Source organism: Pseudomonas paraglycinae (assembly GCF_021601625.1).
Lineage (GTDB): Bacteria > Pseudomonadota > Gammaproteobacteria > Pseudomonadales > Pseudomonadaceae > Aquipseudomonas > Aquipseudomonas paraglycinae.
Genome location: NZ_BQHR01000005.1, coordinates 184607 through 201507, shown reverse-complemented (window position 1 = coordinate 201507; position 16901 = coordinate 184607). Strand labels below are relative to the sequence as shown.

The 16901-nt window shown below is 61.9% G+C and carries 16 protein-coding genes; 11 read left to right on the top strand and 5 right to left on the bottom strand.

From position 1 onward, the window contains the following. Nucleotides 1–14: 14 nt before the first annotated feature. From rsfS to L6D82_RS09600, 11 genes are all read left to right on the top strand, one after another. Nucleotides 15–509, top strand: coding sequence for a ribosome silencing factor (gene rsfS / locus L6D82_RS09650; RefSeq protein WP_007958654.1), 495 nt, complete (start codon nt 15–17; stop codon nt 507–509). A 9-nt stretch (nt 510–518) separates the two neighbouring features. Next, on the top strand, nt 519–986 hold the full coding sequence (rlmH, locus tag L6D82_RS09645) for a 23S rRNA (pseudouridine(1915)-N(3))-methyltransferase RlmH (RefSeq protein WP_003185785.1): 468 nt from the start codon (nt 519–521) through the stop codon (nt 984–986). Between the two features lie 9 nt (nt 987–995). Next, nucleotides 996–2891, top strand: coding sequence for a penicillin-binding protein 2 (gene mrdA / locus L6D82_RS09640; RefSeq protein WP_007958656.1), 1896 nt, complete (start codon nt 996–998; stop codon nt 2889–2891). A gap of 31 nt (nt 2892–2922) precedes the next feature. Then, complete coding sequence (rodA, locus tag L6D82_RS09635) at nt 2923–4026, top strand: rod shape-determining protein RodA (protein WP_052026248.1); 1104 nt, start codon at nt 2923–2925, stop codon at nt 4024–4026. A 17-nt stretch (nt 4027–4043) separates the two neighbouring features. After that, on the top strand, nt 4044–5054 hold the full coding sequence (gene mltB / locus L6D82_RS09630; protein ID WP_007958658.1) for a lytic murein transglycosylase B: 1011 nt from the start codon (nt 4044–4046) through the stop codon (nt 5052–5054). After that, nucleotides 5054–6061 (top strand): septal ring lytic transglycosylase RlpA family protein, encoded by a 1008-nt coding sequence (locus L6D82_RS09625; protein WP_011336096.1) that lies wholly within the window; start codon nt 5054–5056, stop codon nt 6059–6061. The genes mltB and L6D82_RS09625 overlap by 1 nt, the downstream gene beginning before the upstream one ends. A 183-nt stretch (nt 6062–6244) precedes the next feature. Beyond that, entirely contained in the window at nt 6245–7402 is a 1158-nt protein-coding gene (locus L6D82_RS09620; protein ID WP_011336095.1) for a D-alanyl-D-alanine carboxypeptidase family protein, read from the top strand. Nucleotides 7403–7486: 84 nt separating this feature from the next. Continuing rightward, nucleotides 7487–7762, top strand: coding sequence for a DUF493 domain-containing protein (locus L6D82_RS09615; protein ID WP_007958664.1), 276 nt, complete (start codon nt 7487–7489; stop codon nt 7760–7762). Beyond that, nucleotides 7762–8409 carry a lipoyl(octanoyl) transferase LipB gene (gene lipB / locus L6D82_RS09610; RefSeq protein WP_039771855.1) on the top strand — a complete coding sequence of 216 codons (648 nt, stop codon included), beginning with the start codon at nt 7762–7764 and terminating at the stop codon, nt 8407–8409. The genes L6D82_RS09615 and lipB overlap by 1 nt, the downstream gene beginning before the upstream one ends. A 25-nt stretch (nt 8410–8434) precedes the next feature. Further along, nucleotides 8435–9433 carry a lipoyl synthase gene (gene lipA / locus L6D82_RS09605; protein WP_162130488.1) on the top strand — a complete coding sequence of 333 codons (999 nt, stop codon included), beginning with the start codon at nt 8435–8437 and terminating at the stop codon, nt 9431–9433. Nucleotides 9434–9606: 173 nt separating this feature from the next. After that, nucleotides 9607–10554, top strand: coding sequence for a S66 peptidase family protein (locus L6D82_RS09600; RefSeq protein WP_236188879.1), 948 nt, complete (start codon nt 9607–9609; stop codon nt 10552–10554). Between the two features lie 51 nt (nt 10555–10605). Here the strand turns inward: L6D82_RS09600 and L6D82_RS09595 are convergent, their stop codons facing one another. The 5 genes from L6D82_RS09595 to leuS all read right to left on the bottom strand — a co-directional run bounded on the left by L6D82_RS09595 (nt 10606) and on the right by leuS (nt 16672). Continuing rightward, nucleotides 10606–11928 (bottom strand): lytic murein transglycosylase, encoded by a 1323-nt coding sequence (locus tag L6D82_RS09595; protein ID WP_102716652.1) that lies wholly within the window; start codon nt 11926–11928, stop codon nt 10606–10608. Nucleotides 11929–11989: 61 nt separating this feature from the next. Beyond that, entirely contained in the window at nt 11990–12154 is a 165-nt protein-coding gene (gene arfA / locus L6D82_RS09590) for an alternative ribosome rescue factor ArfA (protein ID WP_134020947.1), read from the bottom strand. A 141-nt stretch (nt 12155–12295) separates the two neighbouring features. Further along, nucleotides 12296–13333, bottom strand: a complete 1038-nt coding sequence (holA, locus tag L6D82_RS09585; RefSeq protein ID WP_007958673.1) for a DNA polymerase III subunit delta — start codon at nt 13331–13333, stop codon at nt 12296–12298. A gap of 39 nt (nt 13334–13372) precedes the next feature. Beyond that, a complete protein-coding gene (locus tag L6D82_RS09580) occupies nt 13373–13978 on the bottom strand; it encodes an LPS-assembly lipoprotein LptE (protein WP_085747653.1) in 606 nt (201 codons plus the stop codon). An 87-nt stretch (nt 13979–14065) separates the two neighbouring features. Next, nucleotides 14066–16672: a leucine--tRNA ligase gene (gene leuS / locus L6D82_RS09575; protein ID WP_236188878.1), complete on the bottom strand. Its 2607-nt coding sequence runs from the start codon at nt 16670–16672 to the stop codon at nt 14066–14068. Between the last annotated feature and the right edge of the window lie 229 nt (nt 16673–16901).

Sequence of the window (16901 nt, the reverse complement as noted above, 5' to 3'; positions counted from 1 at the left end):
AAAACGAGTTTTATATGACTGACAAAGACCAAACCAAAGTAAAGCGCAAAGGCACATTCAAGAGCGCCCCGCTGCCAGAACCGGTCAACACCAACGAACCGCTGAAGGGCGACGAGCTGGTCAAGGTGGCCGTTGCAGCCCTGGAAGACGTGAAGGCCCAGGATATCCAGATCATTGATGTGCGCGACAAGCAGAGCATCACCGACTACATGATCATCGCCACCGGTACTTCCAACCGCCAGATCAACGCGATGCTGGACAAGGTTCGCGAAGAGGTCAAAAAGAACGGCGCCAAGCCGCTGGGCGAAGAAGGCAAGGGCGACAGCGACTGGGTGCTGCTGGACCTGGACCTGGTGATCGTGCACATGATGACCGCCTCGGCACGTCAGTTCTACGACCTGGAGCGCCTGTGGGCCGGTGCCGAGCAAAGCCGTGCGGCGGACGCCAAGCACCACAGCCCGGAAAACACCCACGAGCATTTCACCAAGCTCAACAAAGACCAGCTGTAAGGGATTGCTGTGCGACTGCGACTGATCGCCGTCGGTTCACGCATGCCCAAGTGGGTGGAAGAAGGCTGGCATGAATATGCCAAGCGTCTTCCGTCCGAGCTGGCGCTGGAACTGGTGGAAATTCCGCTCAATACCCGTGGCAAGAACGCCGACGTGGCCCGCTTCATCCGTCAGGAAGGCGAAGCCATGCTGGCCAAGGTCGGGCCGAACGAGCGGATCGTCACCCTCGAAGTTCATGGCAAGCCGTGGAGCACCGAGCAACTGGCGGTCGAACTCGATCGCTGGCGCCTGGACTCGCGCACGGTCAACTTCATGGTCGGTGGCCCGGAAGGGCTGGCGCCGGAAGTCTGTGCCCGCGCGGATCAGCGCTGGTCGTTGTCGCCGCTGACGCTGCCGCACCCGCTGGTGCGCATCCTCATCGGCGAGCAGTTGTATCGTGCCTGGACCGTGCTGTCCGGCCACCCTTACCACAAGTAATCCGCCCTCATGTCTCAGCCGATCCGCATCAAGGACCACGAAAAAGACGCCCGTCTGGTGCGTGGTCGCGTCGTGTTCGGTGCAATTGCGGTGGTGGCGCTGATCTGCGTGCTGATTGCGCGGCTGTATTACCTGCAGGTGATTCAGTACGAATATCACTCGACCCTGTCGGAAAACAATCGGGTGCATGTCCAGCCGATCCCGCCGACCCGTGGCCTGATTTTCGACCGCAACGGTGTGGTGGTGGCGGACAACCGTCCGAGCTTCAGCCTGAGCATGACCCGCGAGCGCTCCGGCGACTGGCAGCAGGTGCTCGACGTGATCGTCGAGGTCTTGCAGCTGACGCCGGAAGACCGGGTGATCTTCGAGAAACGCATGCGTCAGGGTCGCCGGCCGTTCGAACCGGTGCCGATCCTGTTCGAGCTGAGCGAAGAGCAGATCGCCCGGATCGCGGTGAACCAGTTCCGTCTGCCGGGCGTCGAGGTGGTCGCGCAACTGGTGCGTCATTACCCGCAGGGCGCGCATTTCGCGCACTCGGTGGGTTACATGGGGCGGATCAACGAGAAAGAGCTGAAGACCCTCGATCCGGTCAACTACAGCGGCACCCACCATATCGGCAAGACCGGCATCGAGCGCTTCTATGAAGCCGAGCTGCACGGCCAGGTGGGTTACGAAGAGGTCGAGACCAACGCCCGTGGCCGCGTCCTGCGCGTGCTCAAGCGTACCGATCCGGTGCCGGGCAAGGACATTGTCCTGAGCCTCGACATCAAATTGCAGGAAGCTGCCGAGGCCGCGCTTGGCGGTCGACGTGGGGCGGTGGTGGCGCTCGATCCGAAAACCGGCGAAGTGCTGGCGATGGTCAGCCAGCCGAGCTTCGACCCGAACCTGTTCGTCACCGGCATCAGCTTCAAGGCTTACGCCGAGCTGCGCGATTCGATCGACCGGCCGCTGTTCAACCGCGTGCTGCGCGGCCTGTACCCACCGGGTTCGACGATCAAACCGGCGGTGGCGATTGCCGGTCTCGACGCGGGCGTGGTGACGGCGTCGAGCCGGGTATTCGACCCCGGTTACTACATGCTGCCCAACTACGATCACAAGTACCGCAACTGGAACCGCACCGGCGACGGCTTCGTCGACCTCGACACGGCGATCATGCGGTCCAACGACACCTACTTCTATGATCTGGCGCACAAGCTGGGCATCGATCGGTTGTCGGCCTATATGAACAAGTTCGGCATCGGCCAGAAAGTCTCGCTGGACATGTTCGAAGAGTCCCCCGGCCTGATGCCGTCCCGCGAGTGGAAACGCGCGACCCGGCGTCAGGCGTGGTTCCCCGGCGAAACCCTGATTCTCGGGATCGGCCAGGGCTACATGCAATCGACCCCGCTGCAACTGGCCCAGGCCACGGCGCTGGTGGCCAACAAGGGCGTGTGGAACCGTCCGCACCTGGCAAAATCCCTCGAAGGCGTGAAACCGGTGGATGAGAATCCGATGCCGGACATCATCCTGCGCGATCCGTCGGACTGGACCAAGGTCAACCATGGCATGCAACAGGTGATGCACGGCGCACGGGGTACGGCGCGTAAAGCGGCCATCGGCGCGCAATACCGGATCGCCGGCAAGTCGGGTACGGCGCAGGTCGTGGCGATCAAGCAAGGTGAAAAGTACGACCGCTCCAAGGTTCAGGAACGCCACCGCGACCACGCCTTGTTCGTCGGTTTCGCGCCGGCGGATGACCCGAAAATCGTGGTGTCGGTGATGGTCGAGAACGGTGAGTCCGGTTCCGGCGTCGCTGCACCGGTGGTGCGGCAGGTCATGGATGCCTGGCTGCTGGATCAGGACGGACGGTTGAAGGCCGAATACGCCAGCCCTATCAGTGCGGAGGCTACGGCCCGTGATGAATAATTTCGATCGCATGCTCTCCAGCGAGGATGTGATGCGTCGCCGGGCGACGCTGTTGCAACGTTTGCATATCGACGGCCCGTTGCTGGTGCTGCTGCTGATTCTCGCGGCCGGCAGCCTGTTCGTGCTGTATTCGGCCAGCGGCAAGAGCTGGGATCTGCTGGCCAAACAGGCCACGTCGTTCGGTATCGGTCTGGTGTCGATGATCGTCATCGCCCAGTTCGAGCCAAGGTTCATGGCGCGCTGGGTGCCGCTCGGCTACGTGATCGGGGTGGTGCTGCTGCTGGTGGTGGACATCATGGGCCACAACGCCATGGGCGCGACCCGCTGGATCAACATTCCCGGGGTGATCCGCTTCCAGCCCTCGGAGTTCATGAAGATCCTGATGCCGGCGACCATCGCCTGGTACCTGTCCAAGCGCACGCTGCCGCCGCAGCTCAAGCATGTCGGCATCAGTCTGCTGTTGATCGGCGTGCCGTTCGCCCTGATCGTGCGTCAGCCGGATCTCGGCACTTCGCTGCTGATTCTGGCCGGCGGCGCCTTCGTACTGTTCATGGGCGGGCTGCGCTGGCGCTGGATTCTCAGCGTGCTGGCGGCGGCGATTCCGGTATCGGTGGCGATGTGGTTCTTCATCATGCACGACTACCAGAAGCAGCGGATCCTGACGTTCCTCGACCCGGAAAGTGATCCACTCGGCACTGGCTGGAACATCATCCAATCGAAAGCCGCCATCGGTTCCGGCGGCGTATTCGGCAAGGGCTGGCTGCTGGGCACCCAGTCGCACCTGGACTTCCTGCCGGAAAGCCACACCGACTTCATCATCGCCGTGCTCGGCGAAGAGTTCGGGCTGGTGGGCATCTGCGCACTGTTGCTGATCTATCTGTTGCTGATCGGTCGCGGCCTGGTGATTACCGCCCAGGCGCAGACGCTGTTCGGCAAATTGCTGGCCGGCGCTCTGACCATGACGTTTTTTGTTTACGTTTTCGTCAACATCGGTATGGTCAGTGGCCTGTTGCCGGTGGTGGGGGTGCCGTTGCCGTTCATTAGCTACGGCGGAACTTCGCTGGTGACGCTGCTGTCAGCGTTTGGGGTTTTGATGTCGATCCATACCCATCGCAAGTGGATCGCACAGGTTTGAATAAGGTGAAGAGTTCAATGCAAGTAATGCGTGACTGGGCGACACGATACGCACCGTGGCTCGGCCTGGTAGGCATCCTTGGCAGCGCGCAGGAAGCGTTGGCCGGCGATTACGAAGGCTCGCCCCAAGTGGCCGAATTCGTCGGTGAAATGACCCGCGACTACGGTTTTGCCGGCGAACAGCTGATGGCTGTGTTCCGCGAGGCCCAGCGCAAACAGGCGATTCTCGACGCCATTTCCAAACCGGCCGAACGGGTCAAGCAGTGGAAAGAATACCGGCCGATGTTCATCACCGACGCGCGCATCGCCCGCGGTGTGGACTTCTGGCGCCAGCATGAGGCGACCTTGGCCCGCGCCGAGCAGGAATACGGCGTTCCGGCCCAGGTGATCGTGTCGATCATCGGCGTTGAGACCTTTTTCGGACGTAATACCGGCAATTACCGGGTGATCGATGCCTTGTCCACGCTGGGTTTCGACTATCCTCCCCGTGCCGAATTTTTCCGCAAGGAGCTGCGTGAGTTCCTGCTGCTGGCGCGTGAAGAGCAGGTCGACCCGCTGACCCTCAAGGGTTCCTACGCCGGGGCGATGGGTCTGCCGCAGTTCATGCCGAGCAGTTTCCGCGCCTATGCGGTGGATTTCGACGGCGACGGCCACATCAATATCTGGAACAACCCGGATGATGCGATCGGTAGCGTCGCCAGCTATTTCAAGCGTCACGGCTGGGTCGCCGGCGAGCCGGTGGTCAGTCGCGCGGATGTACGCGGCGAGCAGGTGGATGAAGGCCTGACCACCGGCATCGAGCCGACGAAAACCGTCGGGGAGTTGCGAGCGCTGGGCTGGTCGAGTCATGATGCGCTGCGCGATGACATGCCGGTCACCGCATTCCGCCTCGAAGGCGACAATGGCCCGGAATACTGGATGGGCCTGAAGAATTTCTACGCGATCACGCGTTATAACCGCAGCGTGATGTACGCCATGGCCGTACATCAACTGTCTGAACAGCTGGTACAAGCACGGGGCGTCAAGTAATGCGGGCATTGCCTATCAATAAACCCCTGAAGCTGGTGGCTTTCGCTGCGTTGGCGGTGCTGGTCGCCAGTTGTTCGACCAGCCGTTCGCCGAGCCAGAAGCCGACCACCGCCGTTCGCTCGCAGCCGGGCCTGGACATCAACCGGGCCCACAAGGACGGCGCGCCGTGGTGGGACGTCGACGTATCGCGCATCCCGGATGCCACGCCGACCCTGCACACCGGCCCGTACAAGGCCAACCCGTACACCGTGCTGGGCAAGACCTACTTCCCGTTGCAGGAATCCAAGACGTACGTGGCTTCCGGCACCGCGTCCTGGTACGGCACCAAGTTCCACGGTCAGAACACCGCCAACGGCGAGGTCTACGACCTGTACGGCATGAGTGCCGCCCACAAGACATTACCGCTGCCGAGTTACGTTCGGGTGACCAACCTGGACAACAACAAGAGCGTGATCCTGCGGGTCAATGACCGCGGGCCGTTCTACTCGGACCGGATCATCGACCTGTCCTACGCCGCCGCCAAGAAGCTCGGTTATGCCGAAATCGGTACCGCGCGGGTCAAGGTCGAAGGCATCGACCCGCAACAATGGTGGGCCGCCAAGGGCCGCCCGGCGCCTTTGATGCTCAACGAGCCGCAAGTCGCGCAGAATAGCGCCCCGGTGATCACGGCCTCGGCCGGTACCGTCGAGCAATGGACTCCACCGCCGCAGCAGCACGCCGCGGCCGTCGTGCCAGTTCAGCTCGATGCAAAAAAAAACGCTTCTGCACCAGCGTCTGGCCAGTATCTGCAGGTGGGCGCGTTCGCCAACCCGGACGCTGCAGAACTCCTGAGGTCGAAGCTCAGCGGGATGGTGAGCGCTCCGGTGTTCATCAGCTCGATCGTGCGCAATCAGCAGACCCTGCACCGGGTTCGCCTGGGACCGATCGGTTCGCCGGGTGAAATTGCCCAGGTACAGAACAGCGTGCGCCTGGCCAACCTGGGTTCGCCAAGTGTGGTCACCGAGTAAACGTAGGACTTGATTGACGGTTCACCAGCGATTGGGGGGTGAACCAGGTTGTTGGCTCGTCGAAGAACAAAAGCCCGGCAAGGGTGACTGGAGTGAGCAACTGAACACGCGATGGCCCGTTAGAAAGCCATCTGATTAATTTTGCCCGCAAGGGCAGTTTCCATTAGCGATTTCGAGAGACGGATGAACATCACCACCTTTGCCAAACGCCTGTGTCTGCTAGTCCCGCTGCTCCTCTCGCCTGCCGCGTTCGCGGCCGAGATGATGCCGTCGCCACCACAACTGGCCGCCAAATCCTACGTGCTCATGGATGCCAACAGCGGCAACGTGCTGGTGGAGAACAACGGTGACCAGCGCCTGCCACCGGCCAGCCTGACCAAGCTGATGACTGCGTACATTGCCACGCTGGAAATCCGTCGCGGCCAGATCGGTGAAAACGACCCGGTGACCGTCAGCGAAAACGCCTGGCGCACCGGCGGTTCGCGGATGTTCATCAAGGTCGGCTCACAAGTCACTGTCAGCGACCTGCTGCACGGCATCATCATCCAGTCCGGCAACGACGCCAGCGTCGCGGTGGCTGAACACATCGCCGGCAGCGAAGACGCGTTCGCCGACCTGATGAACAAGACCGTCGCCGATCTGGGCATGACCAATACCCACTTCATGAACCCGACCGGTCTGCCGAACCCTGAGCACTACTCGTCGGCTCACGACATGGCGATCCTGGCTCGCGCGATCATCCACGAAGACCCGGCTCACTATGCGATCTACTCGCAGAAAGAGTTCTTCTGGAACGGCATCAAACAGCCTAACCGCAACCTGCTGCTGTGGCGCGACAAGACCGTCGACGGTCTGAAAACCGGTCACACCGACGAAGCCGGCTACTGCATGGTGTCCTCGGCCGTACGTGACGGCATGCGCCTGATCGCCGTCGTGTTCGGCACCAACAGCGAAGTGGCCCGTGCCGCCGAGACCCAGAAGCTGCTGACCTACGGTTTCCGCTTCTTTGAAACCCAGACCTTCTACCAGAAGGGCACTGAACTGGCTCAGGCCCCGGTGTGGAAAGGTACCACCAGTCAAGTCAAGGCCGGCCTGGCACAAGACCTGACCATGACCCTGCCGAAAGGCCAGCTGAAGAAGCTCGCTGCCAGCATGACCATGAACCCGCAACTGACCGCGCCAATCGCCAAGGGCGACGTGATCGGTAAAGTCGAAGTGAAACTGGACGACAAGGTGGTGCACAGCGCCGACCTGATCGCCCTGGACGCTGTCGAGGAGGGTGGTATCTTCCGCCGCATGTGGGATAGCATCCGTCTATTCTTCTACGGCTTGTTCAACTGATTCGAGTTGACCTGCATGGCCCCGTTCCGGTCCGGAGCGGGGCCTTGTTCGTTACCGGGCTTACGCTTACGAGGCCGTTACGCCATGACCGATACCGAAGTAAAGGCGCCAAAGATCGAATTTCCCCAGGTTGATTATCCGGTTAAGGTGATCAGCGATACGGGCGTCGGCAACAAAGACAAGATCATCGACATCGTCAAGAAACACGCCAAGATCAACGATGAGCGTGTCGACGAGCGTCAAAGCAGCAACGGCAAGTACACCACCATCCAGTTGCACATCGTCGCGACCGACCAGGATCAGCTGTACAACATCAACAGCGAACTGCGGGCCACCGGTTTCGTGCACATGGTGCTGTGATGCCGGGCACGCTGGGCTTTCGCGAGCTTGGCCAGATGGCTTACGAGCCGGTCTGGCAGGCCATGCAACGTTTTACCAACGAGCGTGGCACCACGGCCCCGGACGAAATCTGGCTGGTGGAACACCCGCCGGTGTTCACCCAGGGCCAGGCCGGCAAGGCCGAGCACCTGTTGCTGCCGGGGGATATTCCGGTGGTGCAGGTCGACCGCGGCGGTCAGGTGACCTACCATGGCCCAGGCCAGTTGGTAGCCTATCTGCTGCTGGACGTGCGCCGACTCGGTTTCGGCGTGCGCGATCTGGTCAGCCGCATGGAGCGCTGCCTGATCGAACTGCTGGCCAGCTACGGCGTGACCGCCGTGGCCAAGCCGGATGCTCCCGGCGTCTACGTCGACGGAGCGAAGATCGCTTCTCTGGGTTTGCGGATTCGCCATGGTTGTTCCTTTCATGGCCTGGCCCTGAACGTGGACATGAACCTGGAGCCGTTTCGACGGATTAATCCCTGCGGCTATGCCGGGCTGGCGATGACCCAGCTGAGCGAGCACGCAGGATCGATTGAATTTGCCGAGGTAAGTGCCCGGCTGCGCGCGCAGCTCGTCAAACACCTCGACTATGCTGAGCAGACGACCCTGACGGGCGGAATCGACTGATATGACTACTGATGCAGTGCAAACCATGATCCCGACGCTCGACGTGACCGAGCGCCCGGCCCCGCGTCCCAAGGTTGAAGCCGGCGTCAAGCTGCGCGGCGCCGAGAAGGTTGCACGCATCCCGGTGAAGATCATTCCGACCACCGAACTGCCGAAGAAACCCGACTGGATCCGCGTGCGCATCCCGGTTTCGCCGGAAGTCGACCGCATCAAGAGCCTGCTGCGCAAGCACAAGCTGCACAGCGTCTGCGAAGAGGCGTCCTGCCCGAACCTGGGCGAGTGCTTCTCCGGCGGCACCGCGACCTTCATGATCATGGGTGACATCTGCACCCGTCGTTGCCCGTTCTGTGACGTTGGCCACGGTCGTCCGAAGCCACTGGACGTCAACGAGCCGGAAAGCCTGGCCATCGCCATCGCCGACCTGAAACTCAAGTATGTGGTGATCACCTCGGTTGACCGCGACGACCTACGTGACGGCGGTGCCCAGCACTTCGCCGACTGCATCCGCGAAATCCGCAAACTGTCGCCGAACGTGCAGCTCGAGACCCTGGTCCCGGACTACCGTGGCCGCATGGACATCGCCCTGGAAATCACCGCGGCCGAGCCGCCGGATGTGTTCAACCACAACCTGGAAACCGTACCGCGCCTGTACAAGGCTGCGCGTCCGGGTTCGGATTACCAGTGGTCGCTGACCCTGCTGCAACGCTTCAAGCAGATGATGCCGCACATTCCGACCAAATCCGGCCTGATGCTGGGTCTGGGCGAGACCGACGACGAAGTCATCGAAGTCATGAAGCGCATGCGCGAACACGACATCGACATGCTGACCCTGGGCCAGTACCTGCAACCGTCCCGCAGCCACTTGCCGGTGCAGCGTTTCGTGCACCCGGACACCTTCGCCTGGTTCGCCGAGGAAGGTTACAAGATGGGCTTCAAGAACGTCGCGTCCGGCCCGTTGGTACGTTCTTCGTACCACGCCGACGAACAGGCGAAACTGGTCAAGGCCGAGCTGCTCGGTTCCTGATTCAGCGCTGAATAAAAAATGCCCGCCGGGGTTTATCGCCCGGCGGGCATTTTTTTGCCTGGCTTACACTCTTTACTGACTTTTCCTGCAATTTGCGGCGCGGCCGAGCCTCTTCTGTTTGTCGCCGTTCCTGACTACTGTGTGAGCATGACTTCACACAGGGAGATCCATGGATGACCGTTCGACCGACCCACACCCTTTTTCCGCACAAGCCCGTGCCCGCGCTGCCGTCGGAAGGGCTGATAGGCGTCATTGCGCCCGCCGGCCCCGGCACGCTCGATACCGAAAAGGCCGTTCAGTGGATGCGCGCCCGGGGTTACGGTTTGCGGGTGTTCCCTAGCGTCTACGAGAAGGATGGCTATCTGGCCGGCAGCGACGAGGTGCGGCTCAACGATCTGCACGCGGCGTTCGCTGACGAGGAGGTGGATGCAATCATTTGCCTGCGCGGTGGTTACGGCACGCCAAGGTTGCTGGACCGGATCGACTACGACTTGCTGAGCCGCCATGCCAAGCCCTTTGTCGGTTACAGCGACATCACCGCTCTGCACCTGGCCATCAGTCGCTACGCCGGGTTCGTGACCTTTCATGGGCCGTTATTGAATGCCGATCTGCTGGGTGACAAGGAACCGCCGACGGTGACGTCGTTCTTCGCCATGCTGCGCGGTCAGTTGAAGGCCGGCAGTGTGCTGAGTCATCCGGCGGCTTATCCATTGACCACCGTGGAGCCCGGCATTGCTCACGGGCGTTTGCAGGGTGGCAATCTGGCGATGATCGCCGCGACCCTGGGCACGCCTTACGAAATCGACGTCGAAGGGGTGATTCTGCTCATCGAGGACATCAACGAGCCGCTGTACCGGATCGACCGCTTGCTGACCCAGATGCGCCTGGCGGGCAAATTGGCCCGATTGCGTGGCGTGTTGGTCGGGGACGTGGCGGGCGTGGATGTCGAGGCCTTGAACCGCTTGCTCAAGCAGACCTTTGAACCCCTGCGGATTCCGGTGCTTTCAGGATGGCGTAGCGGGCACTGTAATCCGAACCTGACGCTGCCGTTGGGGGCGCTGGTTCGACTGGACGCAGGGAAGAAGGAGTTGATGCTGGAACAGGATGTGGTGATTCGCTGATCGAGCCGCAAAAAAAGACCGCCGCCTGAAGAGGCGGCGGTCTTTTGGTTTTTACTGGTTACGCAGGCTTTCCAGCAGCTTGTGCGTCGGATAACCGTCCGCCGGCCAGCCGAATGACTGCTGCGCAGCGCGAATCGCCTTGCGCGTATTGGCACCGATGATGCCGTCGGCGGTGCCTGCGTCGTAGTTGCGCGCGGTCAGCAGGTTTTGCAGTTCGATCCGCTCGGTGCGGCTCAACGGCAGGTCATCCTTTGGCCAACTGCCATTGATCAGGCCGGCACCGTTGAAGCGCTCGGACAAAAGGCTGACGGCCAGTGCGTAAGACGACGAATTGTTGTACTTGAGGATCGCCCGGAAGTTATCGAGGATCAGGAACGCCGGACCGCGGTAGCCAGCCGGCAGCAGCAGGGCGGCGGACAGTTGCTCGGAGCCGGCCGGCACCTGGCCGCCGTTCGGCAGGATCACGCCCAGTTGCCGCCATTCAGCGACGCTCTTGCGAATTGCGCCGTCAGCCAGGGTGTAGTTGAAACCGCTCGGCAGTTGCACTTCGAAGCCCCACGGCTGGCCACGCTGCCAGCCGGAGCTTTGCAGGTAATGCGCGGTGGAGGCCAATGCGTCAGCGGGGCTGCCCCAGATGTCGCGGCGACCGTCACCGTCGAAATCCACGGCATGAGTGTTGTAGGTGGTCGGGATGAACTGGGTCTGGCCCATGGCGCCGGCCCAGGAGCCGAGCATTTTCTCCGGCGTGATGTCGCCCTGTTGCAGGATCTGCAGCGCCGCAATCAGCTGCGCATGTGCAAAGCCCGGGCGGCGGCCTTCATAGGCCAGGGTCGCCAGCGAGTTGATCACCGACTTGCTGCCCTGGAACTGGCCGAAGTTGCTTTCCATTCCCCACACCGACACCAGTGCCTGACGATCGACGCCGTAACGCTGTTCGATGCTTTGCAGAATATCGGCGTACTGGCTGATCAGCGCCTGGCCTTTGCGCACGCGCAAGGGCGAAAGGGCGCCGTCCAGGTATTCCCAGACCGGCCGGGCGAATTCCGGCTGGCTGCGGTCGGCGCGAATCACGCTGGCATCGAAGCTGACATTGGCGAACGCGCGGTCGAACAGGTCGGCACGAATGCCGGCAGCCAGAGCTTCCTTGCGGAAACCGGCCTGCCATTCGGCAAAGGTCTGGGTCGGTTGCAGGTCGAGGTTGTCACCGGACGGCACTACCGGCGGGATGACCGCTGGGGCTGTGGCAACGGGAACGGTCTGAAGCGGTTGAGCGTCGGCGGCGGTGGGTTTTTCCGCGCAGGCGACGAGCAGTACGAAGCTGGAGGCAGCGATCAGTTGGCGCAAGGGCCAACGACGGGAAAGACTGAGGGGCATGCACAGGTCCAGGGGATACGAATCAGGTGCAGACCTTAACATGAGGAAGGGGTGCTGTGCTTCAAGCGGCCAGAAAGTAAGAAGCCTCCCAGCTGTCAGACTGGAAGGCTTCGCGGCGGTAGCTGCCTTTACCCTTGGTGGGTCGTTCCTGGCGACTGCGGAACAGGGGTTGGGCGACGATGGATTTGGCCTTGTTGTGGCCATGTTTCGCTGGCTTTTTACTCATGATGATTCTCTCGATTGAGTGAGGTTTTGCGCGGCAGATAATCTGCCGATCCAGAGCGTCTGTCTATAGGACCGACGGCGGGATGTTCTGTAGGAAATGGACTCGGTAAAAAAACGGGATCGCAGAGCGCGATCCCGGATTTCATTCGGCAGGCAAGGTCAGGCGCTGACCGGCCATCAGCAGCGCCAACCGGCTCAGGCTCATCCACGGTGAGCCGGCTGCCTGGCCCTTGATCTGCGCATCGATGCGCTGGGCTTCGAGCAGCAACTGCGCCCAGCGTTGCGCCGAGTAGCGTTGCAGGGCCTTGCTCATCAGCGGTTTGCGCTTGTCCCAGACCGGCGGCTTGGCCTGACTGAAGCACTTGTCCAGCGGTGTGCCCTGACTGTATTGCAACGAGATGTTGGCCAGCAGGCGCAACTCACGGGCCAGGGCCCAGAGAATCACCGGCGGCTCGACCCCTTCACCGCGCAGCCCTTCGAGCATGCGCAGGGCGTGGGCTGGTTCACCGTTGAGCACCGCGTCGGTCAGGCCGAACACGTCGAAGCGCGCACTATCGGCCACGGCCGCCTGCACGGTTTCGACGGTAATCTGCCCGCCCTCGGCCATCAGCTTGAGCTTTTCGATCTCTTGCGCAGCGGCCAGCAGGTTGCCTTCGACCCGCGCGGCAATCAGCTCGACCGCGTCCTGGCTGGCTGACAGGCCGGCCTGGGACAGGCGCTGACGAATCCAGCTCGGCAACTGGTTGGCGTCTACCGGCCAGATCTGCACGAACTGGGTCTGCTGACCTTCGACCAGCGCCTTGCCCCACTTGGTCTTCTGCGCGCTGCCGTCCAGCTTCGGCAGGCTGATCAACAGCACCGTGTCTTCAGCCGGGCGCGAGCAGTATTCGATGAGGGCGGCCGCGCCCTTGTCACCGGGCTTGCCCGAAGGCAGGCGCAGTTCCAGCAGGCGTTTTTCGGCGAACAGCGACATGCTGGCACCAGCCTGCAGCAACGTCCCCCAATCGAAATTGGCGTCGGCGGCAAAGACCTGGCGTTCGTCGAATCCTTGCTGACGGGCGGCAGAGCGAATGGCGTCGGCGGCTTCCTGGCACAGCAGCGGGTCATCGCCGCTGATGATGTAGACCGGCGCGAGAGCGCCTTGCAGGTGTTTGCCGAGTTGGGCGGGAGCGAGCTTCATAAGAGAGGGCGAACGGGGCGCCTGAGCGCCCCGAACGTCTTACTGCTGCGGTAGTTCGAGCGGCGACTGGCGCGGGGTTTCCGCTTCAGCCTTCTGTGCCGCTTCGAGGGCGTCGGCTTCTGCCTTGGCCCGTGCATTGGCGGTTTGCTGCAGAGCGTCAAGCTGTGCCGGCGTCAGTTGTTGCAGACGCAGCATCATGCGCTGTACCAGCTCGCGGCGGGTTTCACGGCGGGCATCGTTGGCTTCCTGGTCGGAACCCACCAGGTTGTTGCCGTCGTGGATGAACACTTTCTGCACTTCAAGCTTGTCGCTTTTCAGCAGCAGATCTTTTTCGCCACGGATATCGTAGGTAAGGACGGTGCTGACCTGGTACTCGCCGGTACGACCGGCGCCGGCGTAGCTGAGAATCCGCTGGGATTCCTGCTCATCGGCCAGATACAGCTTGTACGGTGCACCGGTAACGACCTTGACGCCGCTGGACTCCAGCACCTGACGCAGTTGCGTCACGGTTTCGCCGTAGGCGTTGCGGGCGCTCAGGTCGAGCTCCTTGATCGATAGCTCATTGGTGCCGGTGCCACGCAGCTGGAAACCGCAGGCGCTCAACAGGACGGCGAGGCCCATCACCAGCAGATTGCGTTTGATCATTGTGTTGCTCCCCTTGAAACCATGTGGGCCGACTCTGTGGCCCGAAAGGTTTTACTGGGCGTCAGGCACACCTGACGCCCGATCCAATTAGCTGGCGACGATATTGACCAGTTTCCCAGGCACTACGATCACTTTGCGAATCGTCAGGCCGTCAACGAAACGCAGCACGTTTTCGTTGGCGCGCGCTGCCGCTTCGACTTCTTCACGGGTGGCGGCGGCCGGCATTTCGATCTGGCCACGCAGCTTGCCGTTGACCTGGATCACCAGGGTCAGGCTGTCCTGGACCAGCGCGCTTTCGTCCAGCACCGGCCAGCAGGCGTCGATCACCGGATCGGCGTGGCCCAGACGGTTCCACAGCTCGTGGCTGATGTGCGGCGTGATCGGTGCGAGCAGCAGCGTCACGGTTTCCAGACCTTCCTGAACCAGTGCGCGATCCTGTTCGGTCGCTTGCGCAGCTTTTTCCAGCACGTTCATCAGCGTCATCACCTGGGCGATGGCGGTGTTGAATTTGTGGTTCTGGCCGACGTCGTGGCTGGCCTGCTTGATCGCCTGGTGGATCGCGCGGCGAATGACTTTCTGCTCGTCATTCAGTGCGGCGATGTCCAGTTTGCCCGGCAGGCCCTGAGTGATGTGGGCCTGAGCCAGACGCCAGACGCGCTTGAGGAAGCGGTGCGAACCTTCCACGCCGGAGTCTGACCATTCAGCGCTCATGTCAGGTGGCGAGGCGAACATCATGAACAGACGGCAGGTGTCGGCGCCGAACTGATCGATCATCGACTGAGGGTCGACGCCGTTGTTCTTCGACTTGGCCATTTTCTCGGTACCGCCGATTTCCACCGGCAGACCGTCGGCGATCAGCTTGGCGCTGATGACCTTGGCCTTGCTGTCGCGCTCGAGTTCCACGTCCGCCGGGTTGAACCAGGTGTAGGCACCGTTGGCTTCGCGACGATAGTAAGTCTCGGCGACCACCATGCCCTGGGTCAGCAGGTTCTTGAACGGCTCGTTGGAGCTCACCAGGCCTTCGTCGCGCATCAGCTTGTGGAAGAAGCGCGCGTAGAGCAGGTGAAGAATGGCGTGTTCGATACCGCCGATGTACTGATCCACTGGCAACCAGTGGTCGGCCGCGGACTTTTCCACCAGGCCGCCTTCGAAGTGCGGCGAGGCGTAACGGGCGTAGTACCAGGACGACTCGACGAAGGTGTCCATGGTGTCGGTTTCACGCTTGGCAGGCTGACCGCATTTCGGGCAGGCGCACTCGTAGAACTCGGGCATGCGCGCCAGCGGCGAACCGGCGCCGTCCGGCACCACGTCTTCCGGCAGGACGACAGGCAGTTGATCTTCCGGCACCGGCACGTCACCGCAGGCATCGCAGTGGATGATCGGGATCGGGCAACCCCAGTAGCGCTGACGGCTGATGCCCCAGTCGCGCAGGCGGAACTGGGTGCGCGAGGCACCGAGGTTTTTCTTGATCAGGGCGACTTCCATGGCGTCGAACGCGCCAGCGAAGTCCAGGCCGTCGAACTCGCCGGAGTTGATCAGCGTGCCGTGCTCGCCGTAGGCGTCCTGCCATGGCGCCGGGTTGGTTTCACCGGAGCTGGTGCGCACCACGGATTTGACCGGCAGATTGTACTTGTGGGCGAATTCGAAGTCGCGCTCGTCGTGCGCCGGCACCGCCATGACCGCGCCGTCGCCGTAGTGCATCAGCACGTAGTTGGCGACCCACACCGGCAGTTTTTCGCCGGTCAGCGGGTGCTCGACGAACAGGCCGGTCGGCAGGCCTTTCTTCTCTTGAGTGGCGACGTCGGCTTCGGCGACGCTGCCGCCCTTGCATTCGGCGATGAACGCTTGCAGCTCAGGGTTGTTCTTGGCGGCGAGAGCAGCCAGGTGGTGCTCGGCAGCCACGGCGACATAAGTCGCGCCCATCAGGGTGTCCGGGCGGGTGGTGAAGACTTTCAGGGTGCCGCTTTCGCCGATCGAATCGACGTTGTACGGGAACTGCACCTCCATCCCGCGCGACTTGCCGATCCAGTTGCGCTGCATGGTCTTGACTTGCTCGGGCCAGCCGGTCAGTTCGTCGAGGCTCTCCAGCAGCTCATCCGCGTAAGCGGTGATCTTGAAGTAGTACATCGGGATTTCGCGCTTTTCGATCAGCGCGCCGGAACGCCAGCCGCGACCGTCGATGACCTGCTCGTTAGCCAGAACGGTCTGGTCGATCGGGTCCCAGTTCACGGTGCCGTTCTTGCGGTAGATCACGCCTTTTTCGAACAGGCGAGTGAACAGCCATTGTTCCCAGCGGTAGTAATCCGGTTTGCAGGTGGTGACTTCGCGCGACCAGTCCACCGCCAGGCCCAGGCTGCGCAGCTGGGATTTCATGTAGGCGATGTTTTCGTAGGTCCACTTGGCCGGAGCCACGTTGTTCTTCATCGCGGCGTTTTCCGCCGGCATGCCGAAGGCGTCCCAACCCATCGGTTGCAGAACGTTCTTGCCGAGCATGCGCTGGTAGCGGGAGATCACGTCGCCGATGGTGTAGTTGCGCACGTGCCCCATGTGTAGCTTGCCGCTGGGGTAAGGGAACATCGACAGGCAGTAGTAAGTCTCCTTGCCTGGCTGTTCACTGACTTCAAAGGACTTTTGCTCGTCCCAGAACGACTGGGCGGCGGCTTCGATTTCACGGGGCTGATATTGTTCGTGCATGGCTACTTTTGTACTGGATAGGGGTGGCCTAATCCTCTTCAATGCGACGTTCGGGGCGTGCCGGACGAGCTGGAAGTGGAGTTACAGGAAGCGCCGTAGCATACATGACCGCGCTCGGCCTAGGGAAACCCTGATTGCAGCCGTTTGACCGGCTGAAATCGCGGCGAGGGCCGTTGGTCGCGGCGTGCAGCCGGTTTGTGCAGCGAAGCTAAGCTCTAACTGGGGAGTG

Excerpts from the sequence above, each read along its gene's own strand:
- L6D82_RS09625 (WP_011336096.1), top strand. The coding sequence starts at position 5,054 with ATGCGGGCATTGCCTATCAATAAACCCCTGAAGCTGGTGGCTTTCGCT.
- arfA (WP_134020947.1), bottom strand. The coding sequence starts at position 12,154 with ATGAGTAAAAAGCCAGCGAAACATGGCCACAACAAGGCCAAATCCATC.
- lipB (WP_039771855.1), top strand. The coding sequence starts at position 7,762 with ATGCCGGGCACGCTGGGCTTTCGCGAGCTTGGCCAGATGGCTTACGAG.
- L6D82_RS09595 (WP_102716652.1), bottom strand. The coding sequence starts at position 11,928 with ATGCCCCTCAGTCTTTCCCGTCGTTGGCCCTTGCGCCAACTGATCGCT.
- L6D82_RS09615 (WP_007958664.1), top strand. The coding sequence starts at position 7,487 with ATGACCGATACCGAAGTAAAGGCGCCAAAGATCGAATTTCCCCAGGTT.
- L6D82_RS09620 (WP_011336095.1), top strand. The coding sequence starts at position 6,245 with ATGAACATCACCACCTTTGCCAAACGCCTGTGTCTGCTAGTCCCGCTG.
- L6D82_RS09580 (WP_085747653.1), bottom strand. The coding sequence starts at position 13,978 with ATGATCAAACGCAATCTGCTGGTGATGGGCCTCGCCGTCCTGTTGAGC.
- rsfS (WP_007958654.1), top strand. The coding sequence starts at position 15 with ATGACTGACAAAGACCAAACCAAAGTAAAGCGCAAAGGCACATTCAAG.
- leuS (WP_236188878.1), bottom strand. The coding sequence starts at position 16,672 with ATGCACGAACAATATCAGCCCCGTGAAATCGAAGCCGCCGCCCAGTCG.
- lipA (WP_162130488.1), top strand. The coding sequence starts at position 8,435 with ATGATCCCGACGCTCGACGTGACCGAGCGCCCGGCCCCGCGTCCCAAG.
- mrdA (WP_007958656.1), top strand. The coding sequence starts at position 996 with ATGTCTCAGCCGATCCGCATCAAGGACCACGAAAAAGACGCCCGTCTG.
- rodA (WP_052026248.1), top strand. The coding sequence starts at position 2,923 with ATGCGTCGCCGGGCGACGCTGTTGCAACGTTTGCATATCGACGGCCCG.
- holA (WP_007958673.1), bottom strand. The coding sequence starts at position 13,333 with ATGAAGCTCGCTCCCGCCCAACTCGGCAAACACCTGCAAGGCGCTCTC.
- L6D82_RS09600 (WP_236188879.1), top strand. The coding sequence starts at position 9,607 with ATGACCGTTCGACCGACCCACACCCTTTTTCCGCACAAGCCCGTGCCC.
- mltB (WP_007958658.1), top strand. The coding sequence starts at position 4,044 with ATGCAAGTAATGCGTGACTGGGCGACACGATACGCACCGTGGCTCGGC.